This window comes from Onishia taeanensis, assembly GCF_003268885.1.
Lineage (GTDB): Bacteria > Pseudomonadota > Gammaproteobacteria > Pseudomonadales > Halomonadaceae > Onishia > Onishia taeanensis_A.
In genome coordinates this window covers 257,603-273,037 of record NZ_QLSX01000004.1, presented here as the reverse complement: position 1 = coordinate 273,037, position 15,435 = coordinate 257,603, and the positions used below count along the sequence as shown (strand labels likewise).

Annotated in this window: 13 protein-coding genes; all 13 read left to right on the top strand. The window is 65.5% G+C overall.

The genetic code is table 11. The annotated features are described in order from the left end of the window. Positions 1-152 precede the first annotated feature (152 nt). On the top strand, positions 153-632 hold the full coding sequence (nrdR, locus tag BCL93_RS07850) for a transcriptional regulator NrdR (RefSeq protein WP_092522115.1): 480 nt from the start codon (positions 153-155) through the stop codon (positions 630-632). 42 nt (positions 633-674) lie between these two features. Further along, on the top strand, positions 675-1,808 hold the full coding sequence (gene ribD / locus BCL93_RS07845; RefSeq protein ID WP_112054718.1) for a bifunctional diaminohydroxyphosphoribosylaminopyrimidine deaminase/5-amino-6-(5-phosphoribosylamino)uracil reductase RibD: 1,134 nt from the start codon (positions 675-677) through the stop codon (positions 1,806-1,808). A 190-nt stretch (positions 1,809-1,998) separates the two neighbouring features. Then, positions 1,999-3,180, top strand: a complete 1,182-nt coding sequence (gene ribBA / locus BCL93_RS07840; RefSeq protein ID WP_112054717.1) for a bifunctional 3,4-dihydroxy-2-butanone-4-phosphate synthase/GTP cyclohydrolase II — start codon at positions 1,999-2,001, stop codon at positions 3,178-3,180. Between the two features lie 119 nt (positions 3,181-3,299). Beyond that, positions 3,300-3,782 carry a 6,7-dimethyl-8-ribityllumazine synthase gene (ribH, locus tag BCL93_RS07835; RefSeq protein WP_092522121.1) on the top strand — a complete coding sequence of 161 codons (483 nt, stop codon included), beginning with the start codon at positions 3,300-3,302 and terminating at the stop codon, positions 3,780-3,782. Continuing rightward, entirely contained in the window at positions 3,779-4,288 is a 510-nt protein-coding gene (nusB, locus tag BCL93_RS07830) for a transcription antitermination factor NusB (RefSeq protein ID WP_112054716.1), read from the top strand. The genes ribH and nusB overlap by 4 nt, the downstream gene beginning before the upstream one ends. A gap of 40 nt (positions 4,289-4,328) precedes the next feature. Next, positions 4,329-5,282 carry a thiamine-phosphate kinase gene (thiL, locus tag BCL93_RS07825; RefSeq protein ID WP_112054715.1) on the top strand — a complete coding sequence of 318 codons (954 nt, stop codon included), beginning with the start codon at positions 4,329-4,331 and terminating at the stop codon, positions 5,280-5,282. Then, positions 5,279-5,752, top strand: a complete 474-nt coding sequence (locus BCL93_RS07820; protein WP_112054714.1) for a phosphatidylglycerophosphatase A family protein — start codon at positions 5,279-5,281, stop codon at positions 5,750-5,752. The genes thiL and BCL93_RS07820 overlap by 4 nt, the downstream gene beginning before the upstream one ends. A 100-nt stretch (positions 5,753-5,852) precedes the next feature. Next, the gene (locus BCL93_RS07815; RefSeq protein WP_112054713.1) at positions 5,853-7,100 is read left to right on the top strand and encodes a DUF945 family protein; all 1,248 of its coding nucleotides are present in this window, start codon (positions 5,853-5,855) and stop codon (positions 7,098-7,100) included. 128 nt (positions 7,101-7,228) lie between these two features. Then, the gene (gene lon / locus BCL93_RS07810) at positions 7,229-9,661 is read left to right on the top strand and encodes an endopeptidase La (protein WP_112054712.1); all 2,433 of its coding nucleotides are present in this window, start codon (positions 7,229-7,231) and stop codon (positions 9,659-9,661) included. A 101-nt stretch (positions 9,662-9,762) separates the two neighbouring features. After that, positions 9,763-10,788: a thiamine ABC transporter substrate binding subunit gene (thiB, locus tag BCL93_RS07805; protein WP_112054711.1), complete on the top strand. Its 1,026-nt coding sequence runs from the start codon at positions 9,763-9,765 to the stop codon at positions 10,786-10,788. A 42-nt stretch (positions 10,789-10,830) separates the two neighbouring features. Continuing rightward, entirely contained in the window at positions 10,831-12,546 is a 1,716-nt protein-coding gene (gene thiP / locus BCL93_RS07800; RefSeq protein WP_112054710.1) for a thiamine/thiamine pyrophosphate ABC transporter permease, read from the top strand. After that, a complete protein-coding gene (locus BCL93_RS07795) occupies positions 12,546-13,244 on the top strand; it encodes an ATP-binding cassette domain-containing protein (RefSeq protein WP_112054709.1) in 699 nt (232 codons plus the stop codon). The genes thiP and BCL93_RS07795 overlap by 1 nt, the downstream gene beginning before the upstream one ends. A 278-nt stretch (positions 13,245-13,522) precedes the next feature. Beyond that, complete coding sequence (gene ilvD / locus BCL93_RS07790; RefSeq protein WP_112054708.1) at positions 13,523-15,367, top strand: dihydroxy-acid dehydratase; 1,845 nt, start codon at positions 13,523-13,525, stop codon at positions 15,365-15,367. Positions 15,368-15,435 lie beyond the last annotated feature (68 nt).

Sequence of the window (15,435 nt, the reverse complement as noted above, 5' to 3'; positions counted from 1 at the left end):
GAGGGGCCGAAACGCGCACCTGGCCGGCGGCGGGGCATATCCTTGGCATCATGCAGGGCTCGTGCCAATCGTGAAGAGTGACTGGGCGCCATGCGGCCAAATCGTTACAATAGAGCAATAGTTGTTGTGTCGAACAGGCCGGAATCCAGCCGATGCATTGTCCTTTCTGCGGTACCCATGACACCAAGGTCACCGATTCGCGCCTGGTCGTCGAGGGCGACCAGGTTCGTCGTCGACGTCAGTGCGCCGCCTGCGGTGAACGATTCACGACCTATGAGACCGCTGAGCTGGTCATGCCGCGGGTCGTCAAGGCGGACGGTTCGCGGGAAAGTTTCGATGAGGCCAAGCTGCGCGCCGGCATGCTTCGGGCGCTGGAGAAGCGCCCGGTGAGCGCCGAATCGATCGAGGCCGCCGTCGAGCGGATTCGCCAGCGCCTGCGGGCACGGGGCGAGCGTGAGATCAAGGCCATTGAGGTCGGCCAGGAAGTGATGGATGCCTTGAAGCGTCTGGATCAGATCGCCTATATCCGCTTCGCCTCGGTCTATCGCCGCTTCCAGGATATCGACGAGTTTCGTGCAGAAATCGACCGCCTGGCCCAGGAGCCGAGCTTCTCGCCTCAGGACGATCACTGACGCCGCACACTTCTCTTGCCTGCTCAATTGCATAGGATGCTCATGGCCACTGCGACCCCGGAAGCCTTCATGGCCCGTGCCCTGACCCTGGCACGCCGCGGCCTCTATACCACCGACCCGAATCCTAGGGTCGGCTGCGTGCTGGTCAAACGCCGCCAGATCGTCGGCGACGGCTATCATGTCCGCGCCGGCGAGCCCCATGCCGAGATCCATGCCCTGTCTGACGCCGGCGACGCCGCGCGGGGCGCCACTGCCTATGTGACTCTGGAACCCTGCGCTCATCACGGCCGCACCGGGCCCTGCGCCCAGGCGCTGATCGAGGCCGGCGTCAATAAGGTGGTGGCCGCCATGCAGGACCCTCATGCGGCGGTGGCGGGGCAGGGCTTCGCCATGCTGCGCGAGGCCGGTATCGAGGTGGAGTGCGGGCTACTCGAGGACGAGGCGAGGGCGCTGAACCCGGGCTTTGTGTCGCGCATGACCCGCGGGCGACCCTTCGTGCGCATGAAGATGGCGATGAGCCTCGATGGGCGCACCGCGATGCGCTCCGGGGAATCACAATGGATTACCGGGCCTCGCGCACGCACCGAGGTGCAGCGTCTGCGCGCTCGTTCCAGTGCGGTGATCAGCGGCGTCGACTCGATCATCTTCGACAATTCACGCCTGACGGTGCGCGCCTCCCAGCTCGACCTCGAGGACGGCGAGGCGATCGCCCGCCGCCAGCCGCTGCGGGTCATCGTCGACACCACCCTGCGCCTGCCGCTGGCGGCGGCCTGTCTGAGCGAACCGGGGCGCACGCTGGTCGCCACCTGTTCCCGGGACGGCGAGCGCCGGACAAGACTCGAGGCGGCCGGCGCCGAGGTGTTGTGCTTGCCGTCAGGCGTCGATGGCCGAGTGGACCTGGTCGCGCTGCTCGAGTATCTGGCCCGCGAGGAGCAGGCCAACGAGGTGCTGCTCGAGACTGGGGCGACGCTGGCCGGCGGCATGCTTGATGCCGAGCTTGTCGACGAGATGCAGCTGTTCGTTGCGCCGACCCTGCTTGGCGGCGAGGCACGCCCGTTGGTGGCACTGCCCGGGCTCGAGCGCATGGCGCAGCAGCGGCCGCTGGATATACTCGACATGCGTGCCGTGGGACGCGACTGGCGGATCATCGCTCGCCCCCAGCGCCAGTCATCCTGAGGGTGGGCTTGAGAGTAGCGCCGGGCTGCGGCCCAATGCTGGCGCCGCGCGGCTTGCCAAGGTACCCTGAGCGCCGATCTGCTGCCGGCATCATTCATCGGCAGCCCGTCGGCGCCAGCTTTCTATTAGCGGCGCCCCGGTATGCGGCGCCTACCGTTGACGCCAGCACGCACAGTAATTCGGAGATCCCATGGCGCTTTCCAATGACCTGACCAAGGACCTGTCTGCTCAGACCGCGGACGACCAGAGCGAGTCGGCCAGCGATCTGGCGCGTATCGAGGACCTGATCGAGGACATCCGTCAGGGCAAGATGGTGATCCTCATGGACGATGAGGATCGCGAGAACGAAGGCGACATCATCATGGCCGCCGAGAAGGTCGAGGCCGAGCACATCAACTTCATGGCTCGCCACGCCCGCGGCCTGATCTGTTTGCCGATGACCCGCGAGCGCTGCGAGCGCCTGCAGCTGCCGCTGATGGTGCACGACAACGGCTCCGGCTTTGGCACCAAGTTCACGCTGTCCATCGAGGCCGCCGAGGGCGTGTCCACCGGGATCTCTGCCGCCGATCGCGCCCGCACCGTGCGCGCGGCCTCGGCTCGGGATGCCAAGGCATCCGATATCGTCCAGCCGGGCCATATTTTTCCGCTGATGGCCGAGCCAGGTGGCGTGCTGCGCCGCGCCGGCCACACCGAAGCGGCCTGTGACCTCGCGGCGATGGCCGGGCTCGATCCCAGTGGCGTGATCTGCGAAGTGATGAACGACGACGGCAGCATGGCGCGTCGTCCGGAGCTCGAGCGCTTCGCCGCCGAGCACGGCCTGAAGATGGGTACCATTGCCGATCTGATCCACTATCGCATTCACACCGAGCAGACCGTGGATCACCTCGAGGCGACGCCCGTGGAGACCGCCTTCGGTGAGCTCACTCTGCACGTCTTCCGCGACAGCATTCAGGGCGCCCATCATATGGCGCTGGTCAAGGGTACGCCCCGCGCCGAGGAACCAACCACGGTGCGCGTGCACCTGGCCGACACCCTGCGCGACATCCTGACGCTTACCCGTCCGGGCAGCCAGAGCTGGACCGCCCAGCAGGCGCTGGCCGAGATCGCCGACGCCGAGAGCGGTGTCTTCGTGCTGCTTGACGATGCCCGCCAGGCTTCTGACCTCAAGGATCAGCTCGATGTGCTGCTCGAGCGCAAGCGCGCACCGCGCTCGAGCGACTCCGATGGCGCCGGCAATTATCTGACCATCGGCACCGGCTCACAGATCCTGCGTCATCTGGGCGTCGGCAAGATGCGCCTTTTGAGCTCGCCCTGGAAGTTCTCGGCCCTTTCCGGCTTCGATCTGGAAGTGGTCGAGCGGTTGAGCCCCTGAGCCCTTGATATCGTAATATCCGGGGCGTCCGCTCGAGGCGAGCGGACGCCCCGGCGACGAACGCAACACCCGAGAAGCGCCCTCCCGGGCGCGTAGAAGATTCAAGCAGGAAGACAAGCATGCAACCGATCTCCCAAGTCGAAGGTAACTTCACCGACGTCGATGGCCGCTACGTGATCGTGGTCGGCCGGTTCAACCACCATGTGGTCGACAGCCTGGTCGAAGGTGCCGTGGACAGCCTGGTTCGCCATGGCGTGGACGCCGAACATATCGACATCGTCCATGTGCCGGGCGCCTGGGAGCTGCCGCTGGCGGTCAAGCGTGCCCTCCAGGTGGCGAGTCCGGATGCGGTGATCGCTCTCGGCGCGGTGATTCGCGGCGGCACGCCGCACTTCGAGCATGTCGCCGGCAGCTGCAACACCGCTCTTGGCTCCTTGCAGCTGCAGTTCGATACCCCGATCGCCAATGGCGTGCTGACCGTCAACTCCATTGAGCAGGCCATCGAGCGAGCCGGTACCAAGGCCGGCAACAAGGGCGCCGAGGCCGCCATGGCCGCCATGGAAATGGTCTCGCTGCTCAAGCATTTCGGAGGTGAAGAATGAGCCGTTCCTCGGATAACGAGCGTCGGGCGCCGTCGAAGAGCCAGATCTCCCGCCATGCGGCTCGCGAGCTGGCGGTGCAGGCCATCTACACTTGGCAGATGACCGGCAAGCCGGTCAGCACCATTGAGGCTGAGTTCCGCAGCCAGATCGCCGATGAAGATCTCGAGGACCATGAAAACTGGCACAAGGTCATGGAGATCGCCGACCTGGCGCTGTTCCATGAGCTGGTCCACAACGTGGTGCGCTTCCAGGCGGATCTGGATGCGTCGCTGACCCCGCTGCTCGACCGTCGCCTCGAAGATCTCGACAGCATCGAACTGGCGATCCTGCGCCTGGGTACCTACGAGCTGTCCCGGCGCCTCGAGGTCCCGTATCGGGCCGTGATCAATGAGGGTGTGGAGCTCGCCAAGTCCTTCGGTGCCACTGATGGTCACAAGTACATCAATGGTCTGCTCGACAAGCTCGCGGCGCGTCTGCGCTATGCCGAGGTCAGCGCCCGCCGCTGAAATGTCACTCGCGATGCAAAAGCCGACGCCAGGCCAGTCCATGGGTGCCTCGCCGAGCGAGTTCGACATGATCGCCCGCCACTTCACGCGGCCTGCGCGCAGCGCCGGCGTGGTGCTGGGCGTAGGCGATGATTGCACCCTGCTGACGCCTACCCCCGGCCACCAGCTGGCGGTCAGCGTCGATACGTCGGTGGCCGACGTCCACTTTCCCCACGCAGCGCCCGCCGCGGCCATCGGCCATCGGGCGCTGGCGGTCAGCCTGAGCGATCTGGCGGCCATGGGCGCCGCCCCCCGCTGGTGCCTGATGGCGCTGACCCTCGACCATGCCGACGATGCCTGGCTCGAGCCTTTCGCTCAGGGCTTCGATGCCCTTTGCGCCCGCGCCGGGGTCGATCTGGTCGGTGGTGATGTGACCCGCGGCCCGCTTTCGGTTAGCGTCACCGTGCAGGGTGAGGTTCCGCCCGGCGAGGCCCTGACCCGCGATGGTGCCGGTGAAGGTGACCTGCTCGCCGTCACCGGCTCGCTGGGTGGCGGGGCCGGCGGTCTGGCCGCCTGGCAGTCAGGCGAGCGCTCGCTGGATGATCCGCTGCTGGCCGCCTACCTGCTACCCGAGCCGCGGCTGGCTGCCGGGCAAGCGCTGCGTGGCTTGGCCAGTGCGGCAATCGACGTCTCCGATGGTCTGCTCGCCGACCTTCAGCATCTCTGCGATGCCTCGGCGCTTGGCGTGGAGTTGGATCTTGAGGCGCTGCCGCTGGCCGAGGGCCTGGTCGAGCGGCTGGGAGAGGGCGCCCGCCAGGCAGCGCTTACCGGAGGTGACGACTATGAGTTGCTGGTCGGCCTGCCGGCGGAGGCCCTTGAATCGGCTCGCCAGGCGCTCGGCACTCTTGGGGTGCCGCTGACGGTCATCGGACGCTTCACTATTACACCCGGCATTCACGGTGTGGAAGCGAACGGCCCAGGGGGCTGGCAACACTTTTCAGGAGCAACGCCATGAATCGTGCACCGGGCAGCGTCTGGCGACGCCCCAGCCATTTCCTGGCTTTTGGTCTGGGTAGCGGCGTCGTCCCCTTCGCCCCTGGCACCTTCGGGACCCTGGCGGCGATCCCTTTCTATTGGTTGATGACGGATCTGCCGCTGTCCTGGTACCTGGGCGTCGTGGTGGTGGCCTATTTCCTGGGGATCTGGCTGTGCGATCGCACCTCGCGGGATCTCGGCGTCCACGACCATTCCGGTATCGTCTGGGACGAGTTCGTCGGCTACTGGATCACCATGGCGGCGGTGCCGTTTTCCTGGGAAGCGGCGCTATGGGGCTTCGCCATCTTTCGGGTCTTCGATATCTACAAGCCTTGGCCAATCCGCTGGGCCGACCGGCGAGTGGCCGGTGGCTTCGGCATCATGATCGATGACGTGCTGGCCGGCATCTATGCCTGGAGCACCATCCACCTTTGGCTGTGGTTGCACTAGACCCGTACCGGTGGGTGACCAGGGCGGCTTGCCAATATAGCGTTTGATAAAAATTCATTCATCATCGCCAAGCGATGATCATTGCCAGTGAGTGAGCACGATGCGCAAGGGACTGTTGGCCGTGACCGCGGTTGTACTAGTGGGGGGCGGCTATGTCGCCGCTCAGGTCTACTCGAGCGAACGATTCGACGACGAGCTGACGCGGGGCCTGAAGTCCCTCGAGGAAAGCGATGATGTCACGATCGAGCGCCAGAACATCAAGCAGGGCTGGTTTACCTCCAGCGGTGAGATCGTCATCACGCCCAAGCTCGACGAGGGCTGGAACCTGAGTCTTCCCTACAGTGCCCGCCACGGGCTTTCCAGCACGCGGCTTTCGGGAGAGCTCGAGCTTGCCATGAGCGACCAGGCGCTGTTCGCCGACAAGCTCGAAGCGGCGCCCCCGCGCTGGCATGCCGAGATCGAGACCCTGAGCGGCAACTTCACCGGGCGGCTCGATCTCGCCGCTATCGATAGCCAGGTCACCGATAGCCGGCTGATCAGCGAAGGCGGCTTCCTGACCCTCGAGGGGCAACCCGACGACGTGCGTCTGGCCGGTGAGATTTCGCCCTGGGAGCTTCGTGGAGAGGAGGGGGATCTCAAGGTGGGACGCCTGACGCTGTCTTCTCGCTACCAGCAGGACGAAACGGGCCAGGAACGTGATCAGCAGGCGAGTTTCGCACTGGATAGCCTGATGATGGCTCGTGATTACAACCCCACGGTCGAACTCGCCGACCTGAGTTATCAGGGCGACCTGAGTCTCGGTGCAGAGGAGTTGCAGCTGGGCGGCACCCTAAAACTCGGCGAAGCGCGGGTCGACGATGAACCCCTTCTCTCCGGTGAGCTTGCTTTCTCGCTGTCGCATATTAACGCTGAAGCGGTCCGCACCCTCGAAGCGGCCATCGATGATGAGACAGCCCGCGGCACGCCTATCGAAGAGCTCAGCGATGCCGAATTCTCCGCTCTGCTTGAACGCCTTGAGCCCCAGCTGCTGGCGCTGTTCGTTGATTCGCCAACACTGACGCTCGATCATCTCGCCGTGCAGAGCGACATGCTCTCCATGGACACCGAGCTGAGTGGTGAGCTGACCTTCGATGGCGAAGGCGCCGAGAACCTGTCGCTCGAGGATCTCGGCCAGACCAAGCAGCGCCTGCGCTGGGTGCGGCGACTCAATGGCCAGTTTGACTGGCAGGGTGTGCCGCCGATGGCGGTGATGCAGCTGGGCCTGCCGATGACCACCGAACGCCTGAATATCCTTATCGAAAACGGACGGCCGACCGTCAACGGCCGCCCCCTGCCGCCGCTGCTGTGAGGCACTCGGGCCCAGCTCATTGGCTGGGCCCGGTTCGTTCTCGACGCAGAGCATGACTTGAAGTTCGTCACCGCCGCCCGCATTCCATGGCCTAGGGTCATTCGGCCAACCGGATCACAGGATGGATCATGAGCGAGCGCGACGACGATCTTCAGCAAGTCTTTTACGAACGCGATGACCGGGCCTCTGACGAGGAGGCGCCGGACGAAGATGCTCACATCGAAAGTGGCGCAGTGGTGCCGACTCGGGACTATCTTCCCGAGCGGATCTATCTGTTGCCGATTCACAACCGTCCCTTCTTTCCGGCTCAGGTACAGCCGCTGGTGATTCATCGCCCGCGCTGGGAAGAGACCATCAAGCGCGTGGGCAATACGCCGCATCATACGGTTGGCCTTGCCTATGTGGGCGATACCGAGATCGACGAACTGGACTACGGCCACTTCCCGGTCACCGGCACCGCCGTGCGCATGCACAAGGTGCAGGGCGAGGATGATCAGATTCAGTTTATCGCCCAGGGCATGCGGCGCTTTCGCATCCAGCGCTGGCTGTCGAAAAAGCCGCCCTACCTGGTCGAGGTCAGCTATCCCAAGGAGCCGGTCAACGCCGACGAGGACGAGACCCGCGCCTACGCCATGGCGATGATCAACGGCATCAAGGAACTGCTGCCCATCAACCCGCTCTACGGCGAAGAACTCAAGCACTATCTCAACCGCTTCAGCCCCCATGAGCCGGGGCCGCTGACCGATTTCGCCGCCGCCATGACCTCCGCCAAGGGCCCTGAGCTGCAGGCCATTCTCGAGACCTGGCCGGTGATGGAGCGCATGCAGAAGGTGCTGCCGCTGCTGCGCAAGGAGATCGAGGTCGCTCAGCTACAGAGCGAGATCAGCGACCAAGTCAACGCCCAGATGCAGGATCGCCAGCGCGAATTCTTCCTGCGCGAGCAGCTGAAGGTCATCCAGCGCGAGCTGGGAATTTCCAAGGACGACCGCGACAACGACGTCGATACCTTCAAGAAGCGCCTCACCGAGCTCGAGGTGCCCGAGCGGGTGATGCGCCGCATCGACGATGAGCTCGACAAGCTCTCGGTGCTCGAGACCGGCTCGCCGGAATACGGCACAACCCGCAACTACCTCGACTGGCTTACCTCGCTGCCCTGGGGCATCACCAGTCAGGATCAGCTCGATCTGAAGCACGCGCGCACGGTGCTGGATCGCGACCATGACGGCCTTGCTGACGTGAAGGAGCGCATCGTCGAGTTTCTCGCCGAAGGCACCTTCAAGGGCGACGTGGGCGGCTCGATCCTGCTGCTGGTGGGGCCTCCAGGGGTCGGCAAGACCTCGGTGGGACGCTCCATCGCCGAGGCGCTGGGTCGCGAGTTCTATCGCTTCTCGGTGGGCGGCATGCGCGATGAGGCCGAAATCAAGGGCCACCGCCGCACCTATGTGGGCGCTATGCCGGGCAAGCTGGTTCAGGCCATCAAGGAAGTGGAAGTCGAAAACCCGGTGATCATGCTTGACGAGATCGACAAGCTTGGTCAGTCGTTCCAGGGCGACCCGGCCTCGGCGCTGCTCGAAGTGCTCGACCCGGAGCAGAACGTCGACTTCCTTGATCACTATCTCGACGTGCGGCTGGATCTGTCGAAGGTGCTGTTCGTCTGCACCGCCAACACCCTGGACTCGATCCCCGGGGCGCTGCTCGACCGCATGGAGCAGATCCGCCTGTCCGGCTATATCGCAGAGGAAAAGATGGCCATCGCCAAGCACCACCTCTGGCCGAAGCTGCTCAAACGCGACAGGATCCCCAAGAAGCGCATCAACCTCACCGATGCGGCGCTGCGCCAGGTGATAGAGGGCTATGCCCGCGAGGCCGGCGTGCGCCAACTGGAGAAACAGCTGCACCGCATCGTACGCAAGGCGGCGGTCAAGCTGCTCGAGCACGACCAGCAGACGGTCAAGGTATCGGTCAACAACCTCGAGGAATTCCTTGGTGCGCCGCCGTTTCGCAAGGAGACGGTGCTCAAGGGCGAGGGCGTGGTCACCGGACTTGCCTGGACCTCGATGGGCGGCGCGACCCTGCCGGTGGAAGCCGGCAAGGTCCATGCCTTGGATCGCGGCTTCAAGCTTACCGGCCAGCTCGGCGATGTGATGAAGGAGTCCGCCAACATCGCCTACAGCTATGTGCAGGGCCATCTGGGTGAATTCGGCGCCGATGCCGACTTCTTCAACGACGCCTTCATTCATCTGCATGTCCCGGAAGGGGCGACGCCCAAGGATGGCCCCTCAGCGGGGGTGACCATGGCCACGACGCTGCTCTCGCTGGCGCGCCATCAGTCCATCGATCGCTCGCTTGCCATGACCGGTGAGCTGACCCTGACCGGCCAGGTGTTGCCGGTGGGCGGTATCCGCGAGAAGATCATCGCCGCACGGCGCAGCGACATCTTCGAGGTGATCCTGCCCGAGGCCAACCGGCGTGACTACGACGAGCTGCCGGACTATCTGCGCGAGGGCATGACGGTTCACTTCGCCAAGCAGTACAAGGACGTGGCCAAAGTGGTCTTCTAGACACCGGCGTCCTTGTCGGTGCCTGAGTGAGGCACCGGTCACGCTTTCATCACGGCAGGGCCCCGATCTCGGGGCCCTGCGCATGAGGGGACACTACCATCATGAACGCCAAGGCGATCCGCACGGCACTGGGAGTCACGGCAGGCCTTGCGGCAGGGCTGGCCGCCGCTTCGGCGATGGCCGACGAGCCGCGCACCCTGACGGTCTACACCTACGATTCCTTTGTCGCCGAATGGGGCCCGGGCCCCGGTATCAAGGAAGCCTTCGAGGCGCGCTGCGGCGATTGCCGGCTCGAGTTCGTAGCACTCTCCGGCGGCGTCGATATTCTGCAGCGGCTGCGCCTGGAAGGCGAGGGCAGTGCCGCCGATCTGGTGCTGGGTCTCGACATGAACCTGATGGCAGAGGCGCGTGACCTGGACCTGCTGGCCCCGCACCAGGCGGATCTGTCGCGCCTGGAACTGCCGATCGCCTGGGACGACCCCGTCTTCCTGCCCTATGACTGGGGGCGCTTTGCCTTCGTCTATGACAGCGAGGCCCTGCCCAACCCACCAACAAGCTTCGCCGAGCTGCTGGCGGCGCCTGACGATCTCAAGGTGATCATTCAGGACCCACGCACCAGCGTTACCGGTCTTGGGCTCCTTTTGTGGATGAAGCGGGTCTACGGCGACGAGGCGCCTGCGGCCTGGGAAAAGCTCAACGATCACGTGCTGACCGTCACCGGCGGCTGGAGCCAGGCCTACTTCTCGCTGTTCATGAACGGCGAGGCGCCGATGGTGCTCTCCTACAGCACCTCGCCGGCCTACCACATGGCCGTCGAGGACACCGATCGCTATCAGGCCGCCGAATTCGCCGAGGGGCATTACCTGCAGGTAGAAACCGCCGCGATGCTCAAGACCAGCGAGCACTCGGCGCTCGCGAGAGAGTTTCTCGATTTCGTGCTGACCCCGGACTTCCAGCGCCATATACCGCTTGGCAACGTCATGTATCCGGCCATCGAGCTCGGCGAGGAGCGCCCCGCGGTCTTCGATCGACTGATCGAGCCTGAGAGCTTCACCTTCACCCCCGACGAGGTGCAGGCCCATCGCCGCGAATGGATCCGTGAATGGCTCAATGCCAGCACCCGATGACGCAGGTAAAGCGCACCTATGCTCAGGTCTTGGCCGTGCGCCATGGCGTCTGAGGCGCTAACGGCGAGCGAGGCGACCCCATATGGCCGCCGGCGGCTGACCCGCCTGCCACTTTGGGCGGGGCTCGCGGCCCTGACGGCGCTGGTCGGGCTGGGGCTTGGCAGCCTGGGGGCGTTGCTGGTGCAGGCGCCCGGTATCTCGCCGTCGAGCCTGTGGCGGGAACCGTATCTGGCCGGCGTGCTGCGCTTCAGTCTCTGGCAGGCCAGCTTATCGACGCTTGCCTCGCTTGCCCTGGCGGTGCCAGTGGCGGCGGCCCTGGCCCGGCGACCGCGTTTTGTCGGGCGTCGCCTGTTGCTGCGGGCCATGGAGCTGTCGCTGGTGATCCCCAGCCTGATCGCGCTGTTTGGACTGGTGGCGGTGCATGGCCGTCAGGGCTGGGCGTCGCCGCTGTGGGAGGCACTGACGGGGACGCCGGCGGGCTATCTCTATGGCCTCTCCGGGATCGTGCTGGCGCATGTCTTCTACAACCTGCCGCTTGCCGCTCGGCTATTGCTGCAGGAGCTCGAACGCGCCCCCGCTGCCCATTGGCGCCTGGCGGCGCAGCTTGGCCTGTCGCGCTGGGCCATCTGGCGCACCCTCGAATGGCCGGCGCTCAAGCGGCTGCTGCCGCGACTCGCCGCGCTGATTTTTACCCTGTGCTTCACCAGCTTTGCCATCGTCATGACCCTGGGCGGTGGGCCTTCTTCGACGACGCTCGAGGTCGCCCTCTATCAGGCCCTCAAGTTCGACAACGACCTAGCGCTGGCGGCGCTCTTGGCGCTGACTCAGCTGACGATCTGCCTGGGACTCTGGGCCCTGGCGCTGAGCCGTGGCGGAGCCCCCTCGCTGGTGGCCGGCGACGGCGCAATGCCGATCAAGGGGCGCTGGCAGCGCCGCGACGCCCTGGGTGTCTCACGGATCACGGATAGCGTCTGGCTCTTGGGCCTGGCCTTACTGTTGCTGCCGCCCCTGGCGGCGGTGGTGCTGGCGGGGCTCGGCGGGGTGACCGATCTCGCCGGTCAGTCGAGCCTGTGGCCGGCGTTGGGGCGAAGTCTTGTCATGGCCGCCGGGGCGGGGAGCCTGGCGCTGATGCTGGGGCTTGCTCTGCTCGCCGGTCGCGGCTGGCTGGCCGCACGCGAGCGTCGCCTGGCGGCGGGGCTGATGGAGGGCAGCGGCCAGTTGATCCTGGTGCTGCCGGCGCTGGTGCTGGGTACCGGGCTCTTCTTGTTGCTGCGCCCGCGGCTCGGCGGCGGCTGGCAGGGCTATGGTCTGGTGATGCTGGTCAACGGCTTCATGGCACTGCCGTTTGTCATGCAGGTGCTGCGCGGGGCGCTGCTCGGCCTGCCGCTGGCCCAGCGGCGACTCGCCGACCAGCTTGATATTCAAGGCCTGGCGCGCTTTCGCTGGCTGCTGTGGCCGCGGCTGCGACGCCCGGCGGCGCTGGCCCTTGCGTATGCGATGACCCTGTCGCTTGGGGACTTCAGCGTTATCGCCCTGTTCGGCAGCCCCTCGGCGCCGACGCTACCGATGCTGCTCTACCAGCAGCTCGGCAGCTACCGCTGGCAGACCGCCGCGGCCACAGCGCTGGTGCTGCTGACAACGGTGGCGGCGCTGTTCGTGCTCTTGTCCTGGCTGACGCGTCGCCTGCCGCGCTATCCATTTCCTTATCCGCATAGACCTCATTCCCGTAAGCCTCACGCGGACCGACCGGAGCCTTGATGCTTTCCGCCGATTACCTGAGTTTTCACTACACCCGCTGCGATCCGGGCGAGACCCCGGACTTCGCCTTCACCTTCCGCCTGGCGCCGGGGGAGTGCCTGGCCGTATCCGGGCCCTCCGGGGCGGGCAAGAGCACCCTGCTTAATCTGTTGGCGGGGTTTCTTACCCCAAGCGATGGCCGGCTCTCATGGTTGAGCGAGGGGCAGGGCGAGCGCCTGACCAAGGGCCTGAACGAGGAGATAGGCGAAAACCTGATCGAGCAACCGCCCTGGGCCCGGGGCATGACCACGGTTTTTCAGGATCACAACCTTTTCGAACATCTGCCGGTCTGGATCAACGTCGGCCTGGGGCTAGCTTCGGACCTTCGCCTCTCGGAGGCCCAGCGTGGTCGCATCCTCGATGGCCTCGCCGAGGTCGGCTTGGACGGACTGCATGATCGGTTACCCGGCGAGCTCTCTGGCGGTCAGCAGCAGCGAGTGGCGCTGCTGCGCTCGCTGTTGCGCGAGACCCGCGTGCTGCTGCTCGATGAGCCCTTCAGCGGTCTGGATCGCGGTAATCGCGAGGCGCTCTGGGGCCTGGTGCGCCGCCAGCAGGCCATGGGTGTCGCGGTGCTGCTGGTCAGTCACGATCCGGAAGACGTCGAAGCCCTGGCCCAGCGCCGTCTGCAACTGCTGGATGGCCGCCTGGAGGCGTTGTAGCGCTGGTCGAAGGCCGTCGTTGCCCAGGGCGTCGCGGCGAGCGTCGTTGAGATCGTCGTTGAGGACGTCGTTGAGAACGTTGCTGAGAGCGTTACGGAGAAGTGCAGCGGAGAATGTGGCGGAGAGCGCTGCGGGAAGGGGCGGGCGCTTCCATGCCAACCGGGCTCATGTAAGAATCGTCGGTTCACTGGACACCGAGCGCCCGGCAACGACCGTGGCGCCAGGACGACGAAAACGACGTCTCGAGACACGAGACGCGCAAGAAGACAGAGGATCGCATGCCCGAATATCGCTCTCGCACCACCACCGCCGGTCGCAACATGGCCGGCGCCCGGGCCCTGTGGCGCGCCACCGGAATGAAGGACGACGACTTCCACAAGCCGATCATCGCCGTCGCCAATTCCTTCACCCAGTTCGTGCCGGGCCATGTGCATCTCAAGGACATGGGCCAGCTGGTGGCTCGCGAGATCGAGAAGGCCGGGGGCGTGGCCAAGGAATTCAATACCATCGCGGTGGATGACGGCATCGCCATGGGCCATGACGGCATGCTCTATTCGCTGCCGAGTCGCGACATCATCGCCGACAGCGTCGAGTACATGGTCAACGCCCACTGCGCCGATGCCCTGGTGTGTATCTCCAACTGCGACAAGATCACGCCGGGCATGCTGATGGCCGCCATGCGCCTCAACGTGCCGGTGATCTTCGTCTCCGGCGGGCCTATGGAAGCCGGCAAGACCAAGCTGCTGGATCACGGCCTGGACCTGGTCGATGCGATGGTCATGGCCGCCGACGATAGCGTTGACGACGAGACGCTGAACGAAGTCGAGCGCAGCGCCTGCCCGACCTGTGGCAGCTGCTCAGGCATGTTCACCGCCAACTCGATGAACTGCCTGACCGAGGCTCTGGGTCTGGCGTTACCCGGCAACGGCACGGTGCTGGCCACCCACGCCGATCGCCGGCGGCTGTTCGAGACTGCCGGGCATCGCATCGTCGAGCTGGCCAAGCGCTACTACGAGGGCGACGAGGCACATCTGCTGCCCCGCGCCATCGGTGCCAAGGCGGCGTTCAAGAACGCCATGACCCTGGATATCGCCATGGGCGGCTCCACCAACACCATCCTGCACCTGCTGGCCGCAGCGCAGGAGGCCGAGGTCGACTTCACCATGGACGACATCGATCGGCTGTCCCGGGAAGTGCCGCAGCTGTGCAAGGTCGCGCCCAATACCCAGAAGTACCACATCGAGGACGTGCATCGGGCCGGCGGCATCATGGCGATCCTCGGCGAGCTGGACCGGGCCGGCGTGCTGGATACCCGGGTGCCGACCGTCTATGGCGATAGCCTGGCCGCGGCACTCGATGAGTGGGACATCATGCGCTTACCGAGCCCCGAGGTGGTGGAGTTCTTCCGCGCCGGCCCCGGCGGTATTCCCACCCAGACCGCGTTTTCCCAGAGCGCCCGCTGGCCGAGCCTGGACGGTGATCGTGCCACCGGCTGCATTCGCGATCTGGCCCATGCCTTCTCTACCCAGGGCGGGCTTGCGGTGCTCAAGGGCAACATCGCCGTCGATGGCTGCGTGGTGAAGACCGCCGGCGTCGATGACGCCATTCTGGTCTTCGAGGGCCGCGCCCATGTGGTCGAGTCACAGGATCAGGCGGTCGAGCATATCCTTGCCGACAAGGTCAGCGAGGGCGATGTGGTGGTGATCCGCTACGAGGGCCCGAAGGGCGGCCCGGGCATGCAGGAGATGCTCTATCCGACCTCGTATCTGAAGTCCAAGGGGCTGGGCAAGGCCTGCGCGCTGCTGACCGACGGGCGCTTCTCTGGGGGTACGTCGGGACTCTCCATCGGCCACGTCTCGCCGGAGGCGGCCGCTGGCGGTGCCATTGGCCTGGTCGAGCAGGGCGATCGCATTCGCATCGACATCCCCAATCGCCGCATCGACGTGCTGCTGGATGACGCCACCCTGGCGTCGCGTCGCGAGGCGATGGAGGCGCGCGGCAAACAGGCCTGGAAGCCTGCCATCGAGCGCGTTCGCAAGGTGTCGGCGGCACTGAAGGCCTATGCGCTGCTGGCAACCTCCGCCGACAAGGGCGCGGTGCGCGATCTCGACAAGCTGGACTGAGGCGCTCGCGAACCATCAATGCGCTTGACATCAGTGATAAGGCCCGCGCCTTTCGGCGCGGGCCCCAA

Excerpts from the sequence above, each read along its gene's own strand:
- nrdR (WP_092522115.1), top strand. The coding sequence starts at position 153 with ATGCATTGTCCTTTCTGCGGTACCCATGACACCAAGGTCACCGATTCG.
- ribD (WP_112054718.1), top strand. The coding sequence starts at position 675 with ATGGCCACTGCGACCCCGGAAGCCTTCATGGCCCGTGCCCTGACCCTG.
- ribBA (WP_112054717.1), top strand. The coding sequence starts at position 1,999 with ATGGCGCTTTCCAATGACCTGACCAAGGACCTGTCTGCTCAGACCGCG.
- ribH (WP_092522121.1), top strand. The coding sequence starts at position 3,300 with ATGCAACCGATCTCCCAAGTCGAAGGTAACTTCACCGACGTCGATGGC.
- nusB (WP_112054716.1), top strand. The coding sequence starts at position 3,779 with ATGAGCCGTTCCTCGGATAACGAGCGTCGGGCGCCGTCGAAGAGCCAG.
- thiL (WP_112054715.1), top strand. The coding sequence starts at position 4,329 with ATGGGTGCCTCGCCGAGCGAGTTCGACATGATCGCCCGCCACTTCACG.
- BCL93_RS07820 (WP_112054714.1), top strand. The coding sequence starts at position 5,279 with ATGAATCGTGCACCGGGCAGCGTCTGGCGACGCCCCAGCCATTTCCTG.
- BCL93_RS07815 (WP_112054713.1), top strand. The coding sequence starts at position 5,853 with ATGCGCAAGGGACTGTTGGCCGTGACCGCGGTTGTACTAGTGGGGGGC.
- lon (WP_112054712.1), top strand. The coding sequence starts at position 7,229 with ATGAGCGAGCGCGACGACGATCTTCAGCAAGTCTTTTACGAACGCGAT.
- thiB (WP_112054711.1), top strand. The coding sequence starts at position 9,763 with ATGAACGCCAAGGCGATCCGCACGGCACTGGGAGTCACGGCAGGCCTT.
- thiP (WP_112054710.1), top strand. The coding sequence starts at position 10,831 with ATGGCGTCTGAGGCGCTAACGGCGAGCGAGGCGACCCCATATGGCCGC.
- BCL93_RS07795 (WP_112054709.1), top strand. The coding sequence starts at position 12,546 with ATGCTTTCCGCCGATTACCTGAGTTTTCACTACACCCGCTGCGATCCG.
- ilvD (WP_112054708.1), top strand. The coding sequence starts at position 13,523 with ATGCCCGAATATCGCTCTCGCACCACCACCGCCGGTCGCAACATGGCC.